General features: G+C 69.3%; 17 protein-coding genes. 6 read left to right on the top strand and 11 right to left on the bottom strand.

What is annotated here, in order from left to right; genetic code table 11:
- Positions 1-2: 2 nt before the first annotated feature.
- Together ACWD4G_RS23210 and ACWD4G_RS23205 are read right to left on the bottom strand one after the other, a co-directional pair.
- Positions 3-1421, bottom strand: a complete 1419-nt coding sequence (locus ACWD4G_RS23210) for an extracellular solute-binding protein (RefSeq protein WP_451296293.1) — start codon at positions 1419-1421, stop codon at positions 3-5.
- A 106-nt stretch (positions 1422-1527) separates the two neighbouring features.
- Positions 1528-2196, bottom strand: a complete 669-nt coding sequence (locus ACWD4G_RS23205) for a class I SAM-dependent methyltransferase (protein ID WP_451296291.1) — start codon at positions 2194-2196, stop codon at positions 1528-1530.
- A gap of 113 nt (positions 2197-2309) precedes the next feature.
- Between ACWD4G_RS23205 and ACWD4G_RS23200 the strand changes: the two genes are divergently transcribed.
- Complete coding sequence (locus ACWD4G_RS23200) at positions 2310-2873, top strand: hypothetical protein (RefSeq protein WP_451296289.1); 564 nt, start codon at positions 2310-2312, stop codon at positions 2871-2873.
- 28 nt (positions 2874-2901) lie between these two features.
- Here the strand turns inward: ACWD4G_RS23200 and ACWD4G_RS23195 are convergent, their stop codons facing one another.
- Positions 2902-3588, bottom strand: coding sequence for a response regulator (locus ACWD4G_RS23195; RefSeq protein WP_451296287.1), 687 nt, complete (start codon positions 3586-3588; stop codon positions 2902-2904).
- Positions 3585-5387 carry an ATP-binding protein gene (locus tag ACWD4G_RS23190; protein WP_451296285.1) on the bottom strand — a complete coding sequence of 601 codons (1803 nt, stop codon included), beginning with the start codon at positions 5385-5387 and terminating at the stop codon, positions 3585-3587. Before ACWD4G_RS23190 ends, ACWD4G_RS23195 begins: the two co-directional genes overlap by 4 nt.
- A 405-nt stretch (positions 5388-5792) precedes the next feature.
- Between ACWD4G_RS23190 and ACWD4G_RS23185 the strand changes: the two genes are divergently transcribed.
- The 5 genes from ACWD4G_RS23185 (at position 5793) to ACWD4G_RS23165 (ending at position 12304) form a co-directional block, all read left to right on the top strand.
- Positions 5793-7175 (top strand): cation:dicarboxylate symporter family transporter, encoded by a 1383-nt coding sequence (locus ACWD4G_RS23185; RefSeq protein WP_451296283.1) that lies wholly within the window; start codon positions 5793-5795, stop codon positions 7173-7175.
- A 284-nt stretch (positions 7176-7459) separates the two neighbouring features.
- The gene (locus ACWD4G_RS23180; protein WP_451296281.1) at positions 7460-7888 is read left to right on the top strand and encodes a MerR family transcriptional regulator; all 429 of its coding nucleotides are present in this window, start codon (positions 7460-7462) and stop codon (positions 7886-7888) included.
- Positions 7889-7902: 14 nt separating this feature from the next.
- The gene (locus tag ACWD4G_RS23175; RefSeq protein WP_451296648.1) at positions 7903-8217 is read left to right on the top strand and encodes a thioredoxin family protein; all 315 of its coding nucleotides are present in this window, start codon (positions 7903-7905) and stop codon (positions 8215-8217) included.
- Between the two features lie 184 nt (positions 8218-8401).
- Positions 8402-10657 (top strand): HelD family protein, encoded by a 2256-nt coding sequence (locus tag ACWD4G_RS23170; RefSeq protein WP_451296646.1) that lies wholly within the window; start codon positions 8402-8404, stop codon positions 10655-10657.
- 213 nt (positions 10658-10870) lie between these two features.
- On the top strand, positions 10871-12304 hold the full coding sequence (locus tag ACWD4G_RS23165; protein WP_451296279.1) for a cytochrome: 1434 nt from the start codon (positions 10871-10873) through the stop codon (positions 12302-12304).
- 244 nt (positions 12305-12548) lie between these two features.
- Here the strand turns inward: ACWD4G_RS23165 and ACWD4G_RS23160 are convergent, their stop codons facing one another.
- The 7 genes from ACWD4G_RS23160 to ACWD4G_RS23130 all read right to left on the bottom strand — a co-directional run bounded on the left by ACWD4G_RS23160 (position 12549) and on the right by ACWD4G_RS23130 (position 25910).
- Complete coding sequence (locus ACWD4G_RS23160) at positions 12549-13949, bottom strand: HupE/UreJ family protein (protein WP_451296277.1); 1401 nt, start codon at positions 13947-13949, stop codon at positions 12549-12551.
- Complete coding sequence (locus ACWD4G_RS23155; RefSeq protein ID WP_451296275.1) at positions 13949-15076, bottom strand: DUF3500 domain-containing protein; 1128 nt, start codon at positions 15074-15076, stop codon at positions 13949-13951. The genes ACWD4G_RS23160 and ACWD4G_RS23155 overlap by 1 nt, the downstream gene beginning before the upstream one ends.
- A gap of 331 nt (positions 15077-15407) precedes the next feature.
- Entirely contained in the window at positions 15408-18050 is a 2643-nt protein-coding gene (gene glgB / locus ACWD4G_RS23150; protein ID WP_451296644.1) for a 1,4-alpha-glucan branching enzyme, read from the bottom strand.
- 989 nt (positions 18051-19039) lie between these two features.
- On the bottom strand, positions 19040-20491 hold the full coding sequence (locus tag ACWD4G_RS23145) for a maltokinase N-terminal cap-like domain-containing protein (protein WP_451296273.1): 1452 nt from the start codon (positions 20489-20491) through the stop codon (positions 19040-19042).
- A gap of 94 nt (positions 20492-20585) precedes the next feature.
- Positions 20586-22286 (bottom strand): maltose alpha-D-glucosyltransferase, encoded by a 1701-nt coding sequence (treS, locus tag ACWD4G_RS23140; RefSeq protein WP_451296271.1) that lies wholly within the window; start codon positions 22284-22286, stop codon positions 20586-20588.
- The gene (locus tag ACWD4G_RS23135; protein WP_451296269.1) at positions 22283-24466 is read right to left on the bottom strand and encodes a maltotransferase domain-containing protein; all 2184 of its coding nucleotides are present in this window, start codon (positions 24464-24466) and stop codon (positions 22283-22285) included. The genes treS and ACWD4G_RS23135 overlap by 4 nt, the downstream gene beginning before the upstream one ends.
- A gap of 229 nt (positions 24467-24695) precedes the next feature.
- Positions 24696-25910 carry a S8 family peptidase gene (locus ACWD4G_RS23130; RefSeq protein WP_451296268.1) on the bottom strand — a complete coding sequence of 405 codons (1215 nt, stop codon included), beginning with the start codon at positions 25908-25910 and terminating at the stop codon, positions 24696-24698.
- Positions 25911-26223: the final 313 nt, after the last annotated feature.

Here is a 26223-nt window from a genome sequence, read left to right as displayed (position 1 = left end):
ACTCACCCCTCTGTCACCTGGTCGTCCGTGGCCGACTTCAGTTCCTCGTCGTAGTTCTTCGCGGCTTCGGCCACCGACATGTCGCCCGTCGTCACGCCTTCCATGGCCTCCTGGATGGCGGTGGAGACCTTGGGATACGCGGGGTAGGCGGGGCGGTAGTGGGTGCTCGCCACCAGGTCCGTGAAGAACTTGATTCCGGGTTGGGCTTCGGCGTAGGTGGGGTCGGCGGCGACATCCTTGCGGACGGCGATACCGGAATTGGCGATGTACCACTTCTGGGCGTTCGCTTTCGTCTGCATCGTCTTGATGAACTCGAAAGCGAGGTCGGGGTTGGCCGCCTTGTCGGGGATCGCCCAAGTCCAGCCGCCGGACATGCTCACCTTGCCGGGGGCTTGGCCGTTCTGGGTGGGCATGTAGGCGAGGCCCAACTTCTCCGACCACTCCGGCCATTCGTGGCCGCTGCCCGGGAGCCAGTCCTGGGGGAGCCAGGAGCCGTCCAGATTGATGGCGAGTTTGCCCTGGGGGAGGAGTTCGCCACGGACGCGGGTGGTGATGTTGGGGTCGAGGGCGTCGGAGACCTCGGGGCCCAGTTTTTCCTTGTAGACCGTTTCGACGAAGGTGAGGGCGTCCTTGAAGCCCTGGGTTCCGGCCTTCCATTTCTTTGACTTCTCGTCGTACAAGGGGTCGGACCCGGAGGCGGCGGCGGTCGCGCCCTCCGTTCCGTAGAGCAGCATTTCGAAGCCCTGCATGGTCGCCGCTTCGCCTGCCGGTTTGCCCGTGTAGACATTCAGGGGAATGACGTCCGGGACCTTCTGTTTGACGGTCCGGGCGGCGTCGAGAACGTCCTCCCATGTCTTCGGCTGCCAGTCGGAGGGCAGACCGGCCTTCGCGAAGATCGCCTTGTCGAACCACAGGCCACGCGTGTCCGTGCCGTCCGGAATGCCGTACGTCTTTCCGTCCTCGGCCTTCGCCGCCGTCTTGGCCGTGTCGATGAACTGGTCCCAGTCCTTCCAGTCGGCCAAGTAGTCGTCGAGGGGCTTGAGATAGCCGCTGGTGATGTCCGAATTGATGAGGAAGGTGTCCTCGTAGACCAGATCGGGGGCCGTTTTCGGAGAGCGGAGCATTTGCTGGACCTTGGTGTAGTACTCCGAATCCGGGGCCTTGATCGGGACCAGCTTCACCTTCTTGCCCGGGTTCGCCTTCTCGAACTGCTTCTTGATGTCGGCGAGATAGGTGTCCAGGATTTTGATCGAGTTGTCCGTGGACTGCTTGTACGAGACCTCGACGGTGTCCGGATCGCTGCCGGCGCCGTTGCCGCAGGCGGTGAGGGCGGTCGAGGCGGCGGCGAGGGCGATCGCCGCGGTGAGGAGCGGACGGCGGCGGGCGAGGCGGGGGCGGGAGTTGGGTGCGGTGGGGCGCACGGGCACGACCTCCTATGGCTCACGGGGCAGTGGCCGGGAATTGTCTGCCCAGTGAACGTAAGAGGAGTGGTCTAGTCAGGTCAATCCGTCTGCAGCGGCCGGGTCATCAGGAAGATTCCGCCTTGCGGGTGAGCAGATGAACGCTCTGGAACTGCCGGCGGTCGCTGGGCCGGGGTTCGGTGATCATTCGGGCCACCTCGGACAGGCCCAAGTCGCGTAGGAGGGTGGCCAGGTGGTCGGGGGACCAGCGGTAGGCCGGGGTGACCGCGTGGTCGAAGATCTGAGGTGGGTGGGACGGGTCCTCGGTTGCCCAGAAGCCGATCAGGAGGTAGCCGCCGGGGGACAGTACGCGGTGGAACTCCGCGAGGATGGTGGGGAGTTCATGCGGCGGGGTGTGGATGATGGACCAGCGTGAGAGTACGCCGTCCAGCGTGCCGTCGGCGATGTCCAGTGACTTCAGCGACTCCATCGAGCCCACGTCGAAGCGCAGGTGCGGATAGGTCTGCCGAGCCAGTTCGATCATCGTGGGCGAGGCGTCGACACCGAACGCCGACAGCCCCAGCTCGTCCAGATGAGCGGTGACATAGCCGGGGCCACAGCCCAGGTCCGCGACCCGGCCGTCCCCACCCGAGGCATGGACGACCTCGGCGAAGGCGCCCAGGATCGCGCGGTCCAGGGGGCTGTCGCGCAGCGAGTCGCGGAACAGGTCCGCGTAGGTGGGGGCGGCGGCGTCGTAGGCGTCGCGGGTGGCGCTGAGGGCATCGAGTTCGGCCATGGTCACGACAGTAGTTCGCGGAGTCACCGGAGTTCCTGGAGTCCCCGCAGTTCCGGCGTTCTCGGCGTTGGGGCGAGCTGACAGAATCATGGTGGTGCGATGAAGGGGGACGCATGACGGCGCCGGATGACGTCAACGTGGGGCAGCTCCTGCCCGACATCAATGTGGGGCAGCTCCTGCTTGCCGAGTACCAAGCCGTCAAGGACGAGCAGAAGACCCGTATCGGCTTTCGGGACAACCTCCTCTACGTCACCCTCACCATCCTCGCCGCCGTCATCGCGGCCACCGCGCAGGCCAAGCAGCCCGCCATGCTGCTCGCGCTGCCGCCCGTGTGCGTCGTGCTCGGGTGGACCTACCTCGTCAACGACCAGAAGATCTCCGCGATCGGCACGTACGTGCGGGGTGAACTCGGGCCACGGCTCGCTCAACTCGCCCGTACGGACAGGGCGTTCGAGTGGGAGGTGGCTCATCGGGCGGACGCCCGGCGCCGCTCCCGCAAGGTCATACAGTGCGGGATCGACCTGCTCGCCTTCTGCGTCGTCCCGATCGCCGGGTTGCTCGTCTACTGGGTGAGCGGGAAGACCAGTTCCGGGCTGGTCGCGCTCTCCGCCGTCGAAGCGCTCACCGTCGTGGGGTTGGGAGTCCAGGTCGTGGTCTACGCCCGGCCGCTGCGGTGACCACCGTCGACCGTCGTCCCCCGCCCGCTCACTGGCCCTTCACCCACCGGTACACCAGCTCCGGCCGCCCCACTTGCCCGTACTGCGGTTCCCGGCGGGCCCGGCCCGCGTCCACCAGGTGCTCCAGATAGCGTCTCGCCGTGATGCGGGAGATGCCCACCGCCTCCGCGATACCGGCCGCCGTCAGGCCCTCCGCCGCGTCGCGGATCGCCACCGTCACGCGTTCCAGCGTCGGGGCGCTCAAACCCTTCGGCAGCGCCGCCGGGCCCGGCGCCCGCAGTGTCGCCAGCGCCCGGTCCACCTCGTCCTGGCCGCTCGCCTCACCCGCCGCCGCGTGGAACTCGGCGTAGCGCACCAGACGGTCACGGAGGGTTGCGAACGTGAAGGGCTTCAGGACGTACTGGACGACCCCGAGCGACACGCCCTCCCGGACCACCGTCAGGTCCCGCGCCGACGTCACCGCTATGACGTCCGCGTGATAGCCGGCCGCCCGCAGGGAACGGGCCAGCTGCAGACCGTGGACGTCCGGGAGGTGGAGGTCCAGCAGAAGGAGGTCCACGGGCGTGCGGTCCAGGGCGCGGCGGGCCTCCGCGCCCGTGTGCGCCTTGCCCACCGCCGTGAAACCGGGGACCCGGCCCACGTACATCATGTGCGCGTCCGCCGCCACCGGGTCGTCCTCCACGACCAGGACTCTGATGGGCTCCGACTTGGTCATGAGCGGTCGCCTCCAGGCGCGGCGGATCGAACGGATCGGGCGGAGTGGGTGGGGTGCGTGGATCGAACGGGGGGCTCGGCGGCGGGCGGAGTGGGGGAGGCCGTACGCAACGGCAGACGGACCTCGAACTCCGCCCCGCCCTCCTCCGCCTCCGACACCGTCAGCGAACCCTCATGGCGGCGCACGACCTGTCGTACGAGAGCCAGGCCCAGGCCCCGGCCGCCGGGGCCCGCCGGCTTCGTCGAGAAGCCGCGTTCGAAGACCATCTCGCTGTGGGCGGGGTCCACGCCCGCACCCGTGTCGGAGACACACAGGACCAGTACGGAGTCCGAGGCGGAGTTCGCGACGGAGTTCGCGACGGAGTCCGAGTCGTAGTCGTTCTCGTCCGTATACGCCGTCACCGTCACCCGTGCGCCCACCGTCCCCTGTGCCGCGTCCACCGCGTTGTCGATCAGGTTGCCGAGGACCGTGACCAGGTCCCTCGCCGGGAGGGACTCCGGGAGGAGACCGTCGTCGATACGGCTGTCCTCCGAGACGACCAGCTCCACGCCCCGCTCGTTCGCCTGGGCGGTCTTGCCCAGCAGCAGCGCCGCGAGCACCGGCTCGGTGACCGCCGCCACCACCTGGTCCGTCAGGGCCTGCGCCAGCTCCAGCTCCGCCGTCGCGAAGTCGACCGCCTCGTCGGCGCGGCCCAACTCGATCAGGGAGACCACCGTGTGGAGACGGTTCGCCGCCTCATGGGCCTGGGAGCGCAGGGCCTGGGTGAAGCCGCGCTCGGAGTTCAGCTCGCCCATCAGGGACTGCAGCTCGGTCACATCACGCAAGGTCACCACCGTGCCTCGGCGGTGGCCGCCCGACACCGGGGAGGTGTTCACCACCAGCACCCGGTCCGCCGTCAGCAGGACCTCGTCCACCCGGGGCTCGGACGAGAGCAGTACGCCCGTCAGGGGCGCCGGCAGGCCCAGGTCGGCCACCGACCGGCCCACCACCGACCGACTGACCGTCGACCGGCCCTCCGCCCCCTCGCCGTCCGCCCCCTCGCTGTCCGCCACACCCAGCAGCTCCCGCGCCCCGTCGTTCATCAACGCCACCCGGAACTGGCCGTCCAGCATCAGCAGGCCCTCGCGTACGGCGTGGAGGGCGGCCTGATGATAGTCGTGCATATTGCTCAGCTCGGCGGCGTTCATGTTGTGGGTGTGGCGGCGCAGACGGGCGTTCACGATGTACGTGCCGATGCCGCCGAGGGCCAGGGCACCGGCCGCCACGCCGACGAGGGCCGTCAGCTGGTCCTGGACGCGGGCGCTGATCGCCTGGACCTTGATACCGGCGCTGACCAGGCCGATGACCTCGCCGTTCTCCATGACCGGGGTCACCGCGCGGACGGACGGGCCGAGGGTGCCGGTGTAGGTCTCGGTGAAGGACTCGCCGTTCTGGGCCTTCTCGATATGGCCGACGAACTTCTGCCCTATCCGTTCCTTCACCGGGTGCGTCCAGCGGATGCCGTCCGGCGTCATGATCGTCACGAAGTCGACGCCCGCGTGCTCCTGCACCTCGGTGGCGTACGGCTGAAGGTCCTCGGTCGGCTCCGGGGTGTGGATGGCCTCCCGTACGGACGGGGCGTCGGCGACCGAAACCGCCACCGCCATGGCCTGGCGGCCCGCCGCCTCCTCCGCCTGGGTGCGGTCGCTGACGTAGGTGAACAGCGCATATCCGGCCAGCACGGCGGCGATCAGCACCGCCTGCACGGCGAAGAGCTGGCCGGCCAGGCTGCGGGGACGGATCAGGGACGGGACGCGCATGGCAACAGTCTGCATCGACGCGTCGGCGTGAACTAAATGAACGGAAGGGTGACCGCCCTCACAGGGCGGTGGATAGTCACATCGTCGAGATGGCCAACACATGGACATAAATCGACAGGGAGTCACCCCTCCCACCCCGGGATTCCGATCCCGAGCCGCCGGGAGATCCGTCTCCCACTGACCGGAAGACATACCGCACCTTCCAGCCACAGGGAGCCTCTCCGGGTTCCCGATCCCAGGGAGCCTCCCCCGGTTCCCGATCGAGGGAGCCCCCGAGTTCCCGTCCGTCCGGGAGTCGTCAGGCTCCCGTCCCGGGAGTCCGTCTCCCGAACATCCCACTTTCCCCGGTCGTGAGCCGCACGCCGGACGAACGAGCCGACGACGTCGTCGACGAGGAGGGCAGCCGTGGCCAGCACCACCCATACGGCACCTACCGCACCCGCCAAGCGGGACCGCACCCACTACCTGTACATCGCCGTGATCGTGGCCGTGGCCCTCGGCATCGCCGTCGGTCTCATCGCCCCGGACTTCGCCGTCGAGCTGAAGCCCATCGGCACCGGCTTCGTGAACCTGATCAAGATGATGATCTCCCCGATCATCTTCTGCACGATCGTGCTGGGCATCGGCTCCGTACGGAAGGCGGCCAAGGTCGGCGCCGTCGGCGGTATCGCCCTGGTCTACTTCCTGATCATGTCGCTGGTCGCCCTCGCGATCGGTCTCGTCGTCGGCAACATCGTCGAGCCCGGCACCGGTCTCGCCGTCACCGACGCGATCAAGGAGACCGGTCAGGCACAGGTCTCGGCGGAGGCCAAGGACACCACCGAGTTCCTGCTCGGCATCATCCCGACCACGATCGTCTCCGCGTTCACCGGCGGCGAGGTCCTCCAGACGCTGCTCGTCGCCCTCCTCGCCGGCTTCGCGCTCCAGGCCATGGGCAACGCCGGTCAGCCGATCATCCGCGGCATCGAGCACATCCAGCGCCTCGTCTTCCGCATCCTCGCCATGGTCATGTGGGCCGCGCCGATCGGTGCCTTCGGTGCCATCGCCGCCGTCACCGGGTCCGCCGGTCTCGACGCCCTGAAGAGCCTCGCCGTGCTGATGCTCGGCTTCTACATCACCTGTGTGCTCTTCGTCTTCATCGTCCTCGGCGCCCTGCTGAAGATCGTCTCCGGGCTCAACATCTTCACGCTCTTCAAGTACCTCGGCCGCGAGTTCCTGCTGATCCTGTCCACCTCCTCCTCCGAGTCCGCGCTGCCGCGGCTCATCGCGAAGATGGAGCACCTGGGTGTCAGCAAGCCCGTCGTCGGCATCACCGTTCCGACCGGGTACTCCTTCAACCTCGACGGCACCATGATCTACATGACCATGGCGTCCCTCTTCATCGCCGACGCCATGGGTACGCCGATGTCGATCGGTGAGCAGGTCTCGCTGCTGCTGTTCCTGCTGATCGCGTCGAAGGGTGCCGCCGGTGTGACCGGGGCCGGGCTCGCCACCCTCGCGGGTGGTCTCCAGTCCCACAAGCCGGCCCTTGTGGACGGTGTCGGGCTCATCGTCGGTATCGACCGGTTCATGAGCGAGGCTCGCGCGCTGACGAACTTCGCCGGTAACGCCGTCGCGACGGTTCTCATCGGTACGTGGACCAAGGAGATCGATCGGGGGCGGGTGGACCAGGTGCTCGCCGGGCAGCTGCCGTTCGATGAGGCGACGTTGCTGGATGAGCATGGGGTTGCGCCGGAGGCCGAGGTCGGCTCCGCCGCGGGTGAAGAGAAGGCCCTAGCCAAGGCGTAGGCCTTCCGCAGGGGGCGCCGTGTACCAAGCGCCGTAGGGATCGCTTCGTTGTAGGCCGCAGGTTCGTCGTGGCCGGTCGCGCCGTTCCCCGCGCCCCTTTTGGGCCTGCGGCCCATCGGGGCACGCACCCTGAGGTCCCCCGGACCAGCTCAACAACTGAACAGCAACTCCCCAAACCCCGAGCGGCCAGGTCCTCCCCCTATTGACCTGGTCGCTCGGTCGTTTTCGTTGGGTCCCTTCAGGGGTTTGCCTTGACCCCGACGTCAAGGAATAGCGTCGGGCGTATGCGCATCGGCGAGCTGGCGGCGAGGGCCGGGACCACGACACGGACGCTCAGGTATTACGAGACGCGGGGGCTTCTGCCCGCGCGGCGTGCCCGGAACGGGTATCGGACGTACGACGAGCACGACCTCAAGCTGCTGCGGCAGATCCGTACGCTGCAGGACTTCGGGTTCGACCTGGAGGAGACGCGCCCCTTCGTGGAGTGCCTCAGGGCGGGTCACCCGGAGGGCGACTCGTGCCCGGCGTCGCTCGCGGTGTACCGCCGCAAGCTCACCGAACTCGACGAGCTGATCGGCGAGTTGGCGGCCGTACGGGCGCGGGTCGGTGAGCAGTTGGCGCGGGCGGAGGCGGCACGGGAGCGGCTGGCCGCCGAGGCGGCGGTTCCGGGCGGTCCGGAACCGGAGTGTGAGTGGGGAGGGGACATCAGGTGATCAGGGCAGCGGGAGTGGCCGAGGTGACAGACGCCGATTTCCAGACCGAGGTGATCGGCGCGGAGGTGCCGGTGCTGGTGGAATTCACCGCCGACTGGTGCCCGCCGTGCCGGCAGATGGGGCCGGTGCTCAGCGCGCTGGCCGCCGAGGAGGGCGAGCGGCTCAAGGTCGTACAGCTGGACGTGGACACCAACCCCACGACGACCCATGCGTACAAGGTGCTGTCGATGCCGACGTTCATGGTGTTCAAGGGCGGTGAGCCGGTGCGGGCGATGGTCGGCGCCCGGCCGAAGCGGAAGCTGCTGGAGGAGCTGGCCGACGTGCTGTGAACCCCTCATGAGCGGCTTCACGAAAGAATCCCCCGAGCAATTGCGCTCGGGGGATTCTTTTGCGTATATTTATTGGTTCGCGACTTCAACCCACTTGAATCGCAAAGAAGTTCAGTGAACGCAGTATATCCGGGCGGGAGTAGAATTGTCAAACACCGGCTTTTCGACCGACGAACACGATGAATTGCCGAGGGAGCAGGAATTCATCGACGGGCTCTACGCACGCGTCGACGCCCTGCGCGGCGAGACCGAGACCTCGGTCGATGACGCGCTGGCGCAGGGCAACACCCCCATGCAGGCACGCCTCGAACGGGACATCCTGGTCGCCGAGCGCTCGGGACTGCTGGCCGCGCTGAACGCCGTCGACGGCTCGCTGTGCTTCGGACGGCTCGATCTCGCGGACGGGGGGACCCTCCACATCGGCCGGATCGGGCTGCGTGAGGACGACGCCGACCGCACCCCGATCCTCATCGACTGGCGGGCCGATGTCGCCCGGCCCTTCTACCTCGCCACCGGGCACACCCCGATGGGGCTGCGCCGCCGCCGTCACATCACCACCGAGGGCCGCAAGGTCACCGCCCTGCACGACGAGATCCTCGACCTCGGCGACGAGACCCGCACCGGCTACGAGGACCCCACCGGCGACGCCGTCCTCCTCGCCGCCCTCAACTCCGCCCGCACGGGCCGCATGGGCGACATCGTGCAGACCATCCAGGCCGAGCAGGACCGGATCATCCGCGCCCCGCACCAGGGCGTGATGGTCGTCGAGGGCGGGCCGGGCACAGGAAAGACGGCCGTCGCGCTGCACCGGGCCGCGTTCCTGCTCTACGAGCAGCGGGAGCTGCTGGCCAAGCGTGCCGTCCTCGTCGTCGGGCCCAACCCGGCCTTCCTCGGCTATATCGGCGAGGTCCTGCCCTCCCTGGGCGAGACGGGCGTGCTGCTGTCGACGGTCGGGGAACTGTTCCCGGGCGTACGGGCCACCGCCGCCGACAGCCCGGAGGCCGCCCGAGTGAAGGGGCAGGCCGGCATGGCCGAGGTACTGGCCGCCGTCGTACGGGACCGGCAGTCGCTGCCCGACCCGGTGATCGCCATCGAGCACGACCGGGAGATCCTGATGCTCGACGACGACCTCGTACGGGTCGCCCGCGAGCGCACCCGTGAGGCGCGGCTCCCGCACAACGCGGCCCGCGAGCACTTCGAGGGCTACATCCTCAACACCCTCACCGACATGGTCGCCGAACGCATCGGCACCGACCCCTACGACGGCTCCAACCTCCTCGACGCCAGCGACATCACCCAGATCCGCGACGAGCTGGCCGAGAACCCCGAGGTCTGGTCCGCCATCGACCAGCTGTGGCCCCGGATCACCCCGCGCCGACTGATCGCCGACTTTCTCGCCGAGCCTGAGCGGTTCCTGCCCCCGGAGGACGCCGACGCCGTACGCCGTCCCGTCACGCGCGCGTGGACGGTCGCCGACGTGCCGCTGCTGGACGAGGCGGCGGAGCTGCTGGGCGTGGACGACCGGATGGCGCGGGCGCGGGCCGAACGGGAGCGGGAGACCCAGGTCGCCTACGCGCAGGGCGTGCTGGAGGTGTCGTACGCGTCCCGGACGTACGAGTTCGAGGACAGGGAGGGCAGCGACCCGGACGGGGACGGTTCGGAGGTGCTGTCCGCGCACGACATCATCGACGCCGAGCGGTTCGCGGAGCGGCACGAGGAGGGGGACCACCGCAGCGCGGCCGAGCGGGCGGCGGCCGACCGGACCTGGGCGTTCGGGCACATCATCGTCGACGAGGCGCAGGAGTTGTCGCCGATGGCGTGGCGGCTGCTGATGCGGCGCTCGCCGACCCGCTCGATGACCCTCGTCGGCGACCCGGCCCAGACCGCGGAGGCGGCCGGTGTCGGCTCCTGGGCGGACATCCTCGCCCCGTACGTCGAGGACCGCTGGCAGCACACCCGCCTCGGCGTCAACTACCGCACTCCCGCCGAGATCATGGAGGTCGCCGCCGCCGTCGTACGCGCCGAACGGCCGGACTTCGAGCCGCCGAGTTCCGTGCGGTCGACGGGCGTACGGCCCTGGGCGCGGTGTGCGGGCGTACGGGAGCTGCCGGGGGCCGTGGCCGAGGCGGTCGCCGAGCTGGCCCCGGCCGAGGGGCGGCTCGCCGTGATCGCGCCGCGCGAACTGCACCGGGCGCTCGCCACCCGGCTCGACGGGGTGACGGCCGGCGCGGAACCCGACCTGACCAGGGGCGTCGTCCTCCTCGACCCCCGTCAGGCCAAAGGGCTGGAGTTCGACTCGGTGCTGGTGGTGGAGCCGGGTCGCTTCGGGATCAGCGATCTGTATGTGGCGCTCACGAGGGCCACACAGGCGTTGGGCGTGGTGCACGCCGAGGAACTGCCGAAGGCATTGGCGGAGGGGCTGGCGGAGGGGGTCGCGTAGGGGCTTGGGAGGGGCTTGCGGGAAGGCTGCGGGCGCGGCTTGCTGACGGGCTTCGGAGCGTGAGGCGCGGGATGGGACCCGGCGCACGCGCCCTCGTCGCGCGCCGCCTCCCATCCGTCCCCGTCACCACAGGTGCATCAGGGATCACCAAGCCGTAACAGTTCTCGTCACCGTCACTGCCAGTGCATGTCCGATGCGGTATGCGTGTCGGTCATGGAAACTCATCCGTTCGCGGCCGCTCCGCCCGGCAGCCCGACGCTCGACCAGCTGCCCGTGGAGCCGTTGCTGACCTCGGAGTTCGACACGGACCCGGGCAGCGTCTACGAGCGACTGCGGAGTACGTACGGCCCCGTGGCGCCGGTGGGGCTGATGGGCGTGCCGGTGTGGCTGGTTCTCGACTACCGCGAGGTGCTGGAGGTCCTGCGCAACGACACTCTGTGGCGGCGGGACGTACGGCACTGGCGGGCCCGCGCGGAGGGGCGGCTGCCCAGGGACTGGCCGCTGCTCGCCGGGTACGAGGTGCGGCAGACCATGTTCTTCGACGACGACGAGCACCGCGCCGCCAGGGGGACCTACCACTCGGCGATGCGGCCCTTCCAGGACGGGCACAGCCCCGAGGGCTGGGAACTGCGGGCCGCCGTCGCCAAGTACGCCGACGAACTGATCGGGATGCTCGCCGCCGAGTCCGGCACGAGTGGCTTCGCCGATCTCGCCGCGCAGTACACCCGGCCGCTGCTGCTCATGGTCACGACCAAGCTCTTCGGCTACCCGGTCGACATGGGCGACGAGATGGTGATGGACATGTGGCGGATGCTGGACGGCGGCCCCGACGCCGGGCCGGCCACCGGGCGGGCGCTCGGCGCGATGATCCGGCTGGCCGCGCACCGGCGATCACGGCCCGGGGAGGACCTCACCTCGTACATGCTGCTGTCCAACCCCTCCCTGAGTGATGAGCAGTTGGGGCGTGAGCTGTTCATGAACGCCGTCTACCTCAACGACGTCACCGGGAACATGGTCTGCAACACCCTGCTGGAGGTGTTGCGCGGCAACGCGAACGTACGGCGCAGTCTGTCCGCCGGGCAGATCGGCGAGACCGTCAACCGGGCGGCGCTCGCCAATCCGCCGGTCGCCAACCTCTGCTTCCGGTTCGCGGCGCGGGATGTGCGGTTGGGCAACTTCTGGATTCGCGCCGGGGACATCGTCTCGCCGTCCGTGGCCGCCGCCCATCGTGATCTGATCGCCGCGCAGTCGTCCCACCTCGTCGACTCCACGATCAGTACCCGGGCGCATCTCGCGTGGGGGGCCGGGGCGCACCAGTGCCCCAGCGCCGCGCGCGAGCTGGCCGGGACGATCGTCACCACCGCCGTGGGGCGGGTCTTCGACCACTTCGCCCGGGCGGAACTGACGCTGCCGCCGGATCAGTTGCCGTGGCGGTCGGGGCCGGTGGTGCGGGGGCTGCGCCTGCTGCCGGTTCGGTACGAGCTGAGCCCCAACAGCTCGGCGGTACGGGTGCCGGCCGTTCGGCGGGGGAACGAAGAGCTGATCTCGGCCGCGCCGATGGAGACTGTCGCCTCCGGTGGGAGACAGCCGAGTGGGTTGTTGGGGGCCCTGCGGAGGCTGATGTTCGGGGGCAGGAAGGGGGAATGACGGCTACGGGGCGGGATGTCGGTCGGCGTCTCACCAGGGCACCGAAGCCGGCCGCGTCGAAGAAGCCGCCCGTCGGGCCCTTTGGCCCCGGCCAGTCGCGAAGGTACCCATGACCGCGACGGGATTCGCCGGCTGAAGACCGCCGCGTTCGCCCACCTCGACCTCGACTGCCCCGACGCCCGCCAGGCCCTCCAAGTCGTGCGCTGGAGTCGACCGTGGCCCGGGCGGGCTGATCGTCGGGAGATCACTTCACGCACAGACCCTGCTCCGGGAGCGGGGCCGGGCTTGCCTCCGGCCGTGCCCGGTCACGGTGACGGTGACGGTGACGGAGCATGGTCAGGCCCAGCAGGGAGAGGGCGGCCGTGACCGTGAGGGTGAGGAGCAGCTGGGAGGTGTGGGTTCCGGCGCTGTCCGCCGCGCGGGCCACCGGGTTCGGCAGGCCTAGGCGGTCCAGCAACCAGCCCAGGGCGGCGAGGGCCGTCAGCGTCGCGCAGACGCGGCGCACGGCGGAGTGATGCGGCAGTCGGGTCAGCAGGAGCAGGCTCGGCAGAGCGAGGAGGACCAGCAGGAGCTGCATCGCCTCGATGCCGAGGTTGAAGCCGGCCAGGCTGAGGGCCAGTTGGGCCGTGGAGAGCCGCATGTCCGCCAGCACGAAAGAGAACGCCATTCCGTGCCCCAGACCGAAGAAACCCGCTACGACCGCCTCGTGGCCGGGGAAAAGCGGACGAACGGCATGGACCGCGCCGACCAGAATACTGAAGGCGATGAACGCCTCCACCGGTTGGGCCGGAATATCGAGTTTTCCGAAAGCGCTCAGAGCGAGCGCCAGAGAATGCCCGGCCGTGAACGCGAGCGTCGTGCGGGCGATACGGCCCATGGCGGTCTTCGCGCCCACCGCTGTGCGCCAGCGGTGTCCGGCCGCCAGCAGAGGCGCCGGCAGCAGAAGGATCAGCAGGAACAGGAGGTGGTCGGTGCCTTCGAGGATGTGGTCGGCGCCGAGCCGGAACATCGCGTACGTGCCGTTCCAGGCGCTCCCCGTCTCCAGGTCGATGGTGAGGGGCGTGACCTCCATGGTGCGGGTGTCGACGCGGATGAGACCCACCTGGGTGGCGGACTCCTGGTCCTCTTCGGCGACTTGGCCGGCCGCCCAGTCCTGGCCGATCGACACCAGTGCGGTGTGCGTGACGACTTGGTGCACCACGGCGTCGTAGCCGAGGATGAAGTGGCGGGTGTCCCCGCCCGAGGGCGCGGTGAGTGTGGCCTGAACGGTCAGTTCGCGGTAGGGGCCGGTGGAGGTCTGCTCCGCCTGGGTCAGCGTGATGTCACCGAACGTGACGGTCCAGGCCTTGCCCTGGACGGTGGTGGGGCGCAGGTGGGCGGCCAGGTAGCGGCGGATCGCCCCGGATCGCCCGCCCGCGTCGGTCGCGTCGGTCAGGTCGATGCCGCTCGCCGTGGCGAAGTCCTGGACGGGCAGTTCGAGTTCGGCGGTCACCGAGGTCTCGTGCACGTCGAGCAGGAGCACCGAGTGGGGCATGGGATGCGCGACGGCCGGCGGCGCTGCCAGGAGCAGCGCCGCCGTCACCGCCAGCGCGATCCCGGCGAGCCCGCGCAGTGCGGACGACAGTGGGATCGGCAGGCGACTCATCAGAACGAGAACTCTCCCCCGTAGTCGCGGGTGTGGTCACGGTAGACCGTGTGGTAGTGGATCTGGTTCTGGTAGATCACGCCGTCCTGGCAGACGAACTCGATCCAGACGCCCGGTCCGTCGATACGGACGTAGTCGCCCTGGGTGTCCAGGTCGGTGGTACCGGAGTACGAGATGTAGGTCTCGTCCAGCTCGGACTCGTAGTCGCTCAGCAGGGAGGCGGCGGTGTCGTCGTCCGCCACCTCGACCCACGGCTTGATGGCGTCGAGCACCAGTTCCTTCTGGTCATCGGTGAGTTCGCTGACCGCGAGGCCCTCCTTGGTCGCCGGGAACTGGCCGTCCTCGTCCGGGCCGAGCAGCACGTCGCTGAACGAATCGGAGAGCTTCGCCTCCGTCAGTTCGTCGTCGGTCAGGCCGTCGACCATGGCCTTGATCCCGTCGTACATCCCGGCCAGGGGGGCATAAGAGGTGCCGTCGTCGCCGGTCCAGGTGGTCGGCTCGACACCGACGAAGTACGGGGTGCTTCCCTCGACCTCGCCGTCCTTGTACGAGAGGTTCACCGCGAGGTGGTGGCCGCCGAAGTGCAACTGCCAGCTGCCGTCCGTGCTCGGGGTGCCGAGGAACGCCAGGTAGTAGTTGTCGCTGCTGTAGCCACTGGCGGTCTCGCCGAGGTAGTCGTCGGCCGCCAGGATCTGCGAGATCTGGTCGTACCCGGTGTCGGTACCGGTGCCCGTCGCGGCCTCCAGCACCGCCTTGGCGGCGGTGAGCTGGGTGTCGCTGAGCGTGCCGAGCTCGATGCCGACCCGGCACGTCGATCCACACGGCAGGTTCGACCACGCGGTGGCGTTCTCCTCCGTGAGGTCGAGGAGCACCTCGGCCTGCTGGTCCTCGTCCAGGGTGGCCACGAACGCGCTGGCGGCGTCCACGAGGTCCGAGGCGGAGGAGGAGGCGGCGGTCGAGGCGGTCGGCTCGGCCGAGGCGGCGGCGGAGGTGCCGCTGTCCTGGACGGGGGCGGCGTTCGCGCTGGCGTAGAGCACGCCGCCCAGGAGGGCCGTGGCGGCGGCGATGGCGGCGGCCGTCTTCCTGCCACGCCGCGACGACCTGCGGTGAGCGTTTTTGGCTTGCAACTCAGATTCCTTTCATCGCCTTTCTGGGGACGGGGGAATCTGATCGCCGGGCACTGTGATGGGCACCTAAGAGGACTTTGAGTTCCTCATGATTTTCTGTCAACTCGCGTGAGAACAGGATGGATTCACGATCCGATCAGGGGCTTCGGAAGGAGAAAGCGCAGCTGAGCGGATTCCGGTTTTAAGATTCAACATTTCAGGTTCGGCTTTTCGTGTGACGGCCGCTTAAATCCCCTTCTTTGGAGTGACATCGGACAGGGCGAGGAAGGCGTTCGAGGGTCTTTGCGTGAAGTGATCTTGTCTGGTTTCAACGTCGAGTCCTGCTGGAGTACTAGGCCGGGCGGAGCCAGAGTGTGGACAGTGGGGGGAGGGTGAGGGTGATGCTCGTCGGGCGGCCGTGCCAGGGGCGGGGGTCGGGCTTCAGGGGGGCGGGGTTGGTGGCGTCGGTGCCGCCGTACGACGCCGCGTCGGTGTTGAGGAGTTCGTGCCAGGCCGGGATCTCGTCGGGGACGCCCAGGCGGAAGTTGTGGCGGACCACCGGGGAGAAGTGGGAGACGGCGAGGAGAGGCGTGCCGGTGGCGTCGTAGCGGAGGAAGGCCAGGACGTTGTCCTCGGCCGAGTCGCCGGTGATCCAGGAGAAGCCCGAGGGGTGGGTGTCGCGCTGCCAGAGGGCGGGGGTGGTGACGTAGGTCCGGTTCAGGTCGCGGACGAGGTCGCGTACGCCCCTGTGGTCGGCCTCCGCGCCGTACGCCGGGTCCAGCAGCCACCAGTCCGGGCCGTGTGCCTCGCTCCACTCCGCGCCCTGGGCGAACTCCTGCCCCATGAAGAGGAGTTGCTTGCCGGGGTGGGCCCACATGAAGCCCAGGTAGGCGCGGTGGTTGGCACGCTGCTGCCACCAGTCGCCCGGCATCTTCGACACCAGCGAGGACTTGCCGTGGACGACCTCGTCGTGGGAGATCGGCAGGACGTAGTTCTCGCTGTACGCGTACACCATCGAGAACGTCATCTCGTTGTGGTGGTACTTGCGGTGCACCGGCTCGTGCGCCATGTAGCCCAGTGAGTCGTGCATCCAGCCCATGTTCCACTTCAGCCCGAAGCCGAGACCGCCGAAGCCGCCGGGGCCGGTGTGATGGGTGGCGCGGGTGACGCCGTCCCAGGCCGTGGACTCCTCGGCGATCGTCACGACGCCCGGCACCTTGCGGTACACCGTCGCGTTCATCTCCTGGAGGAAGGCGACGGCGTCCAGGTTCTCCCGGCCGCCGTGCTCGTTCGGCGACCACTGCCCCGGCTCGCGCGAGTAGTCGAGATACAGCATCGACGCGACGGCATCCACCCGCAGACCGTCGATGTGGTACTCCTCGCACCAGTAAAGGGCGTTCGCCACAAGGAAGTTGCGCACCTCGCGCCGACCGTAGTCGAACTCCAGCGTTCCCCAGTCGGGGTGCGCGGCCCGCGCCGGGTCCTGGTGCTCGTACAGCGGCCGCCCGTCGAACTCCGCCAACGCCCAGTCGTCGCGCGGGAAGTGCGCCGGAACCCAGTCCATGAGGACGCCGATCCCGGCGCGGTGCAGGGAGTCGACCAGGTACTTGAAGTCGTCCGGGGTGCCCAGGCGCGCGGTGGGGGCGTAGAAGCCGGTGACCTGGTAGCCCCAGGAGCCGCCGAAGGGGTGCTCGGCGATGGGCAGCAGTTCGACGTGGGTGAAGCCGAGGTCGGAGACATAGGAGGGGAGCTGCTCAGCGAGCTGACGGTATGTCAATCCCGGCCGCCAGGAGGCGAGATGGACCTCGTAGACGGAGAAGGGCGCCTCGTGGACCGGCGTCTCGGCCCGCTTCGACAGCCACTCCTCGTCGCCCCACTCGTAGTGCGAGGCGTGGACGATCGACGACGTCTCGGGCGGGACCTGCGTACGGCGGGCCAACGGGTCCGCGCGCAGGGTCCTGGAGCCGTCCGGGCGGGTGATCTCGAACTTGTACAGCTCGCCCTCGCCGATCGACGGCACGAACAGCTCCCAGACACCGGACGAGCCGAGGGCGCGCAGCGGATATCCGGTGCCGTCCCAGAAGTTGAACGTCCCCGCCAGGCGTACGCCCCGCGCGTTCGGCGCCCACACCGTGAAACGGGTGCCGGTGACGCCCTGGTGGGTCATCGGCCGCGCCCCGAGCGCCTGCCACAACTCCTCGTGGCGACCCTCATTGATGAGGTGCAGGTCCAGTTCCCCGAGAGCGGGCAGGAAGCGGTACGCGTCCTCCGTGTCCTGCTCGCTGCCCTCGTACGAGATCAGGAGGCGGTACGAGGCCGGAACCTCCCGCAGCGGCAACAGCGCCGAGAAGAAGCCCTCCCCGTCGTCGTGCAGCTCGGCCCGCAACGATCCGACGACCACACTCACCCCGAGCGCGTACGGCCGGAAGGCGCGGAACACGACACCACCGGGGGCCGGGTGGGCCCCGAGGACCGAGTGCGGTGAGTGATGGCTCCCGTCCAGCAGCCGCTGCCGGTCGTGACCGTCCATGGCGGGGGTGTAGGCGGGGCGGGTGAGGATCGGGGCGGAGGTGGGGGGTGGGGTGGCCGCGCCGGTGGGTTCGCCGGCCGGGGAGGGGATGCTGATCGGCTCGGCGGTGGGGGTGGGGGTGGGCGTGCTGTCCGGCTCGGTGGCCGGGGCGGGGATGGCGGTGGGGCCGGTGTCCGAGGGGCCGGCGGGCGAGGGGCCGGGGATGGTGGGGGCGGTGGCCGTGGGCTCGCTGGGCGAAGAGCCGGTGACGGCGGCCCTTCCGGAGGCCGCCGAACCAGCCGAAACCAGCGCCGCCCGCTCGGCCTTCTCGGGCACCTCGACCGCCGGTGCCGGCACCTCGGCCGTCGCCGGCACCGCTGCGGTTGTTGCGGCGAGCGGTTCGCCGGCCGGTGTCGGCGCCTCGGCTGCCGCTGCCTGTGGTTCGACGGCCGGTGCCCGCCCCTCGGCTGCCGCTGCCCGTGGCACGACAGCCTCTGCCTGCGGCACGGCTGCTGCGGGCCGCGCATCGGTCGCTGCGGCCTGCGGTTCGACGGCCTCTACCGGAGCCTCGGTTGCCGCTGCCAGTGGCCCCACCGCCTCGGTCTGCGGCTTCGCCGCCCCTCCCCGCGACCCAACCGCCTTCTTCGCGACGGTCTTCTTGACCGCCGCAACCTTGGCCGTGGTCTTCTTGGCAGCGGCTTTCTTGGCCGGAGCCTTCTTGGCCGTCGCCTTCTTCGCGGCGCTCTTCTTGGCGGCCGTCTTCTTGGCTGTGGCCCTCCCCGCGGTAGCCGTCCTCTTGGCCGCAGCTGTCCCCTCAGCGGCGGTCTCCCTGGCTACAGCCGTCCCCCCGGCGGCCGTCTTCTTAGCCGTAGCCCTCTTCCCGGCGGCGGTCTTCTTCGCCGCGTTCCTTCCCTCGGCGGCCGTGCTCCCCGCCGCAGCCGTCCCCTTGGTGGCCGTCTCCTTGGTGGCTGTCCTCTTGGCCGTGGCCCTCCCTGCGGCGGCCGTTTTCTTGGCCGCAGCCGTCCCCTCGGTGGCGGGCTGCCCGGCTACAACCGTCCCCCCAATGGCCGTCCCCTCGGCCCCCGTTCCCTCGGCCGTCGTCGCCCGCGCCGACTCCGTCCCCTCAGCGACCTTCGCCGCCGTCTTCTTCGCGGGGCTCTTCTTGGCTGCCGCCGTCCTGGCTGCCGCCTTCTTGGCCGGGGGCTTGCCCGCCGTCGCCTTCTTCGCCGTCGCCCTCTTCGCCGTTGTCCCCTCTGTCGTGGTCTTCTTCCCGGTGGGCCTCGCCGGGGCCTTGTCGGCCGTCGTCGTCTTCTTTGCCGCCGTTTTCTTTGTCGCGGCCTTCTTCCCGGAGGGGCTCGCCGGGGTCGGCAGTTCGGTGGTGGCGGCTTCGGGGTGCGGGGTGCTGTCGTCGGACGACGGGCGGGGAGTCACAGGTACGGCCTCCTCGGCGGAGCTGATACGGGGCGGATACGGGGTCAGGGAGCGGGTTCGGTGTTGGTGGCGAGGCGGTGGACCGCGGCCAGGGGGACGGGCAGCCAGTCGGGGCGGTGGCGGGCCTCGTAGACGACCTCGTACACCGCCTTGTCGGTTTCGTAGGCGCGCAGCAGGACGGGATCGGTACGCGGGTCCTCCCCGGCGGCCTCCGCGTAGCCGGAGCAGTACGCGGCCCGGCACACGGACGACCAGTCGTCGGCCGGGGGGCGTACGGAGTGCGCCGCGTAGTCGAAGGAGCGGAGCATCCCGGCGATGTCGCGGGCGACCGGCGAGGGCATGCGCCGCTCGGCCAGCGGCTTCGACGGCTCGCCCTCGAAATCTATGAGCGACCACCGGCCGTCGGCCGGCGACCTCAGACACTGCCCCAGATGCAGATCCCCATGGATGCGCTGAGCCGTCCAGGTGCGCCCCTCGGCGGCCAGATCCGCGAGCGCCGTGAACGCCGTGCGCAGCGCGGGCGCGTACGGGCGGAGCGCCGGTACGGCCTGGGCGGCGGCCTCCAGGCGCTCGGTCATGCCGCCGACCAGGAACTCCAGTTGGGCCCGGCCGAGCGTGACCGTCGGCAGGGCCTGGGCGAGCGCCAGGTGCACCTCGGCCGTGGCCCGGCCCAGCGCCCGTGCCTCCGCCGAGAAGTCCTCACCCTTGGCCAGCACGCTCAGCGCCAGCTCCCAGCCGTCCGCCGCGCCCTGCAGATACGGCTGGAGCACGCCGAGGACATGGCTGTCGGGCGCGGAGTCGAGGTCGGCCAGCATCCAGGCCGCGGGGGCGGGCACCCGGGGGCAGCCCTCGCGCGACAGCGTCAACGGCAGTTCCAGGTCCGGGTTGGCCCCGGGCACCACCCGCCGGAAGAGCTTCAGGATGAACGTATCCCCGTAGACGAGCGAGGAGTTGGACTGCTCCGACGTCACCAGGCGCGGCACCAGGCCCTGGGGGATGTCGTGGCGCATGTCCCGCTCGCAGCGGAGTTCCCCTATGCGGGCCTTGGTGCGCAGTGCCTCCAGGAGGACGTCCGTGAGGCGGGGGTCGTGCAGTGCCTCGTAGACCGTACGGCCGGACAGCGGGCCCTCGGTGACGTGGCCGATGAGGGCGGGGGCGAGCCGGGGCGGCAGCGTCCGTCGTACGCCGAGCAGGAGTTGGTAGCAGTCGCCCGGGGCGGATGGGGCGGCGCTCTGGGTGGGTACGAGCGGCTGCCGGGCGCGTACGAGGAGATGCAGCAGCCCCGCCTTGGCCGACTCCGCGGGGAGTACCTCGGTCGCCGCCACCAGCCCGAACCCGCTGATCGGCCGCCCCTTCCCCGCGAACCACCGCTGCCGTGGCAACCACTCCCTCAGCAGTGGCTCCAACGAGGCGAGCCAGTCGGGGGCGGGTGTGGCGGCGGTGGGCGGTGCGGCAGGACTTGTCGCAGCTGTGGAGTGCGTGGCGGCTTCCGACATGGCGTCGCGTCCTTTCCCCGGGTGGTCGGGGTTTGCTGTGTGCGTGCCCCGGGCGGGCCGGGGGAAACCGGCCCGCGCGAGGGTTCCGGTCGGTCTACACGGTGTCCTTCCGCAGGCGGAACCAGTAGAAGCCGTGGCCCGCGAGGGTGAGGAGATAGGGCAGTTGACCGATGGCGGGGAAGCGGACCCCGCCGATCAACTCGACCGGATGGCGGCCCTTGTAGGCGCTCAGGTCGAGTTCGGTGGGCTGGGCGAAGCGCGAGAAGTTGTTCACGCACAGCACCAAGTCGTCCTGGTAGTCCCGGAGATACGCCAGCACCGCCGGGTTCGACGACTGCAACTCCGTGTAGGTGCCGAGCCCGAACGCCGGGTTCTGCTTACGGATCTCGATCATGCGCCGGGTCCAGTGCAGCAGCGACGACGGCGAGGACATGGACGCCTCGACGTTCGTCACCTGGTAGCCGTAGACCGGGTCCATGATCGTGGGCAGGAACAGCCGCCCCGGATCGCTGGACGAGAAGCCCGCGTTGCGGTCCGGGGTCCACTGCATGGGGGTGCGTACGGCGTCCCGGTCGCCGAGCCAGATGTTGTCGCCCATGCCGATCTCGTCTCCGTAATACAAGATGGGCGAACCCGGCAGGGACAACAACAGGGCCGTGAACAGTTCGATCTGATTCCGGTCGTTGTCCAGCAGCGGGGCCAGTCGGCGGCGGATGCCGATGTTCGCGCGCATACGCGGGTCTTTCGCGTATTCCGCGTACATGTAGTCGCGTTCTTCGTCCGTGACCATTTCGAGGGTGAGTTCGTCGTGGTTGCGGAGGAAGATGCCCCACTGGCAGCTGGACGGGATCGAGGGGGTCTTGGCGAGGATTTCCGAGACCGGGTAGCGGGATTCACGGCGTACCGCCATGAAGATCCTCGGCATCACCGGGAAATGGAACGCCATATGGCATTCGTCGCCGCCGCTCGTGTAGTCCCCGAAGTAGTCGACGACGTCCTCCGGCCACTGGTTCGCCTCGGCCAGCAGCACCGTGTCGGGGTAGTGGGCGTCGATCTCCTTCCGTACCCGCTTCAGGAAGTCATGGGTAGCCGGAAGGTTTTCGCAGTTGGTGCCCTCCTGTTGGTACAGATAGGGCACGGCGTCGAGGCGGAAGCCGTCGATGCCCAGGTCCAGCCAGAAACGCAGGGCCGAGATGATCTCCTCCTGGACGGCCGGGTTCTCGTAGTTGAGGTCCGGCTGGTGGGAGAAGAAGCGGTGCCAGTAGTACTGCTTGCGGACCGGGTCGAAGGTCCAGTTCGACGCCTCGGTGTCGACGAAGATGATCCGGGCGTCCTGGTACTGGTCGTCCTTCTCGGCCCAGACGTAGTAGTCGCCGTAGGGGCCTTCGGGGTCCCTTCTCGACTCCTGGAACCACGGGTGCTGGTCGCTGGTGTGGTTCATGACGAAGTCGATGATGACGCGCATTCCGCGCTGGTGGGCGGCGTCGACGAATTCCACGAAGTCGGCGAGGTCACCGAATTCGGGGAGTACGGCGGTGTAGTCGGAGACGTCGTAACCGCCGTCCCTCAGCGGGGATTTGAAAAAGGGCGGAAGCCAGATGCAGTCGATGCCCAGCCATTGCAGATAGTCGAGTTTGGCGGTGAGGCCTTTGAGGTCGCCGATGCCGTCGCCGTTGCTGTCCTGGAAGGAGCGCACGAGGACTTCGTAGAAGACGGCGCGTTTGAACCAGTCCGGGTCCCGGTCCTTCTGCGGAGTGTCCTCGAAGGTGTCCGGAACGGGCTCGTTGACGATCATTTTGCGGGTGACCCTCCGATCTGCGGGTTGGACGGTCGCAGGACGGTCAGTACGTGCGCGGGCGCGCGGCCCGGTTCGAGACGTACGTAGTTGCTCCTGCCCCAGGTGTAGACCTCGCCGGTGAGCTCGTCGCGCACCAGCACGGACTCGTGCCAGTCGAGCCCGAGTCGCGGCATGTCCAACGAGACCGTGGCCTCCTGGGTGTGGTGGGGGTCGAGGTTCACGACCACCAGAACCGTGTTCGAGCCCGCGCGTTTCGAGTAGGCGATCACCGCTTCCTTGTCGGCGTGATGGAAGTGCAGGTCCCGCAACTGGCGCAGCGCCGGGCTCCGACGCCGGATCGCGTTGAGCCTGGTGATGAGGGGGGTGATGGTGCGGCCGTCGTGTTCGGCGGTTTCCCAGTCGCGGGGCTTGAGTTGGTATTTCTCGGAGTCGAGGTATTCCTCGCTGCCGGGTTTGAGGGGGGTGTTCTCGCAGAGTTCGTAGCCGGAGTAGATGCCCCAGGTGGGGGAGAGGGTGGCGGCGAGGACGGCGCGGAGTTCGAAGGCGGGGCGTCCGCCGTGCTGGAGGAACTCGTGGAGGATGTCGGGGGTGTTGGCGAAGAAGTTCGGCCGCATGTACGCCGCTGCCTCGCCGGCGAGTTCGGTGGCGTACTCGGTGAGTTCCTGTTTCGTGTTGCGCCAGGTGAAGTAGGTGTAGGACTGCTGGAAGCCGGTCGCGCCGAGGGTGTGCATCATCGCGGGGCGGGTGAAGGCCTCGGCGAGGAAGATGACGTCGGGGTCGGTGCGGTTGATGTCCGCGATGACCTTCTCCCAGAACACGACGGGTTTGGTGTGGGGGTTGTCGACGCGGAAGACGCGGACCCCGTGGTCCATCCAGTGCCGCAGGACGCGCAGGGTCTCGGCGATGAGGCCGGGCATGTCGGCGTCGAAGGCGATGGGGTAGATGTCCTGGTACTTCTTGGGCGGGTTCTCGGCGTAGGCGATGGTGCCGTCGGGGCGGTGGTGGAACCACTCGGGGTGCTTCTCCACCCAGGGGTGGTCCGGGCTGCACTGGAGGGCGAAGTCGAGGGCCACCTCAAGGCCCAGCTCGCGTGCCCGGTCGACGAAGTGGTCGAAGTCGTCGAGGGTGCCCAGGCCCGGGTGGACGGTGTCGTGGCCGCCTTCGGGGGAGCCGATGGCCCAGGGGACGCCGACGTCGTCGGGGGTGGGGGAGAGGGTGTTGTTGCGGCCTTTGCGGTGGGTGGTGCCGATGGGGTGGATGGGGGGGAGGTAGATGACGTCGAAGCCCATGGCGGCGATGGCGGGCAGGCGGCGGGCGGCGGTTCGGAAGGTGCCGTGGGGCTGCTCGGGGGTGCCCTCGGAACGGGGGAAGAACTCGTACCAGGAGCCGAACAGGGCCCGTTCGCGCTCGACCAGCAGGGGCAGCGGGTCGGAGGAGGTGACCAGCTCCCGTAGGGGGTGGCGGGCCAGGACCTCGTCCACCTCCGGGGTCAGCGCGGCCGCCAGGCGGGACGCGGCCGGGCGGGCGGGGTCGCGGAGGGCGTCCACCGAGGCGAGCAGGATGTCATGGCCGACCTCCTGCTCGGGGACCCCGGCGGCGGCCTGTTCGTACAGGCGTGCGCCCTCCTCCAGGACCAGTTCGGTGTCGATACCGGCCGGGATCTTGATGCGGGCGGCGTGGCGCCAGGTGGCGACCGGGTCGCTCCAGGCCTCGACGGTGTACGTCCACAGGCCCTCGCCGGTGGCGGAGACGGTGGCGCCCCAGCGGTCGGTGCCGGGGGCGAGTTCCCGCATCGGGGTCCACGGGGCCGGGCGGCCCTCCGGGTCCCTCAGGACGACGTTCGCGGCGACCGCGTCATGGCCCTCGCGGAAGACGGTGGCCGAGACCTCGAACGCCTCGCCCACGACGGCCTTCGCCGGCCGGCGGCCCCGCTGGACCAACGGCCGTACGTCGAGGACCGGTATGCGGCCGATGGCCGGGAACTCCGGAGGCGAGGCGGTGTTCGTGGGCGCGTGCGAGGCGGTGTGCGCCGGGCGCGCGGGGCTTGCGGGGGTGCTGTCGGTCGCGTCCGGGGTGGTGTCGGGCGCGGCCGGGGGCGTACGGGACGTGCTGGTGGTACTGGACGCGCCGGTGGTACTGGTCGTCGGGGGTGCTGACGAGTGGTGCGTGGCGGGCATGACCGCTCCTGTCCGCGTCAACGTGGGTGGGCGGATGAGAGTGTGGGGAGGTGGGGCCAGCGGGACGTACCGGTGGAGCCTTCCCACGGAGTGCGGGTGGGCATTCCGGCACTTTGTTAACTACTCACGCGTATGTCTACACAGAAGACCGGCCTCGTCCGAGGGGGACGAGGCCGGCCACTCTAGTCGCTCTGGGTAAAGGGTTGTTCACCTGTGGTGTTACAGCTGTCTACGGATTGTCGACCTGGAGGAGTTTGTTCGGCGAGCCGAGCCCCCGCCCGGACACCTTGCCCGAAGCCGCCTGCCCCACCAGCGCCTCGCTGACCTGGGCCGGTGTCGCCTTCGGATGGTCGGCGAGATAGAGCGCGGCGGCCCCGGTGACATGCGGGGTCGCCATGGACGTACCGGAATAGGTCACTTTTCCGGTGTCGCTCCTGTGTGACGCGGAAGTGATGTCCACGCCTGGCGCGAACAGATCCAGTGCCGTGCCGAGGTTGGAGAAGCTCGCCCGCGCGTCCTTCTTGTCGGTGGCGCCGACGGTGATGGCCGACTTCACCCCCGCGGGCGAGTACAGGGCGGCGGGCAGCCCGTCGTTGCCCGCCGCGACCGTGTAGGTGACCCCGGAGGCTATGGAGTTGCGGACGGCGGCGTCCAACTGCGCGTTGCGGTAGCCGCCGAGGCTCATATTGGCGACGGCCGGTTTCTCGGCGTGCCTGGTCACCCAGTCGATGCCCGCGATGACCCGGGCCGTCGTCCCGGCGCCCGCGTTGTCGAGGACGCGTACGGCGACCACCTCGGCCTTCTTGGCGACGCCGTACCGGGTGCCGACGGCGGTGGCGGCGACATGGGTGCCGTGGCCGTTGCCGTCCTGGGCGTTCCTGTCGTTCTGGACGAAGTCCCAGCCGGAGGAGGCCCGGCCGCCGAAGTCCTTGTGGGAGGTGCGTATGCCGGTGTCGATCACGTACACGGTGACGCCCCGGCCCGCCGACTCCGGCCAGGTGTAGCTCTTGTCGAGCGGCAGGTTCGGCTGATCGAGGCGGTCCAGGCCCCAGGAGGGCGGGTTTCGCTGGTTGTGGTCGTACGCGACCTTCGTGTCCTGGACGACCGACGCCACCCGGGAGTCCGCCGCGAGTCGTTTGGCCTGATTCTCGCTGACCTTCACGGAATATCCGTTCAGGACCGAGCTGTATGTGTGGCGTATTTTCGCCCCGTACCGCTCCGCGACACTCTTCCCCGCCTCCGACGGTGCCCGTGTGCCCGGCTTCAGTGTCACGATGTAACTGTCGCTGACGGAACCGGGGGCACCGGCTCCGAGGACGACCCCCTCCGGGGCGGCGGCGTGCGCGGGCAGGGCGATGGCCGAAAGCACCACCGCCGTGACGGCCGCCGTCAGCCCTCCCGGCCGGCGCGGACACCTGTCTCTGGCCGCTGACAGATATGGCATGTGTGCGTACCCCCTCCTCAAGTCGGCGTACCGGCCGAGGTCGGCCGGTACGCCACTCGGCAGCCTCTCGTGCGGTGTGAAGTGCCACAAGGTCGTGCAGAGGGGCGGAATCGGCCATATCGCCCGTGGGGTACATGTGGAGGTTGCGGCGAATTCAGGACTGAACGTGGGGGGATGGACTGTCCGCCGGGGGAGCCGGGGTACGGATGCGCCGTGCTCGCATACGGGTCGCAGTTGCCCGGAGGCGGCACCTCGTAGCGATAGGCGACACCTCGTACCGAACAGGCGACACCCCGTACCAACAGACGACACC

It is taken from the genome of Streptomyces sp. NPDC002643 (genome assembly GCF_053592555.1).
Note: the sequence above shows the minus strand (reverse complement) of the source record. Positions and strands in the feature narration are given on the sequence as shown.

Coding starts and splice junctions, on each gene's coding strand:
- ACWD4G_RS23205 (WP_451296291.1), bottom strand. CDS start 2,196: ATGGCCGAACTCGATGCCCTCAGCGCCACCCGCGACGCCTACGACGCC.
- ACWD4G_RS23200 (WP_451296289.1), top strand. CDS start 2,310: ATGACGGCGCCGGATGACGTCAACGTGGGGCAGCTCCTGCCCGACATC.
- ACWD4G_RS23195 (WP_451296287.1), bottom strand. CDS start 3,588: ATGACCAAGTCGGAGCCCATCAGAGTCCTGGTCGTGGAGGACGACCCG.
- ACWD4G_RS23190 (WP_451296285.1), bottom strand. CDS start 5,387: ATGCGCGTCCCGTCCCTGATCCGTCCCCGCAGCCTGGCCGGCCAGCTC.
- ACWD4G_RS23180 (WP_451296281.1), top strand. CDS start 7,460: ATGCGCATCGGCGAGCTGGCGGCGAGGGCCGGGACCACGACACGGACG.
- ACWD4G_RS23165 (WP_451296279.1), top strand. CDS start 10,871: ATGGAAACTCATCCGTTCGCGGCCGCTCCGCCCGGCAGCCCGACGCTC.
- ACWD4G_RS23160 (WP_451296277.1), bottom strand. CDS start 13,949: ATGAGTCGCCTGCCGATCCCACTGTCGTCCGCACTGCGCGGGCTCGCC.
- ACWD4G_RS23145 (WP_451296273.1), bottom strand. CDS start 20,491: ATGTCGGAAGCCGCCACGCACTCCACAGCTGCGACAAGTCCTGCCGCA.
- treS (WP_451296271.1), bottom strand. CDS start 22,286: ATGATCGTCAACGAGCCCGTTCCGGACACCTTCGAGGACACTCCGCAG.
- ACWD4G_RS23135 (WP_451296269.1), bottom strand. CDS start 24,466: ATGCCCGCCACGCACCACTCGTCAGCACCCCCGACGACCAGTACCACC.
- ACWD4G_RS23130 (WP_451296268.1), bottom strand. CDS start 25,910: ATGCCATATCTGTCAGCGGCCAGAGACAGGTGTCCGCGCCGGCCGGGA.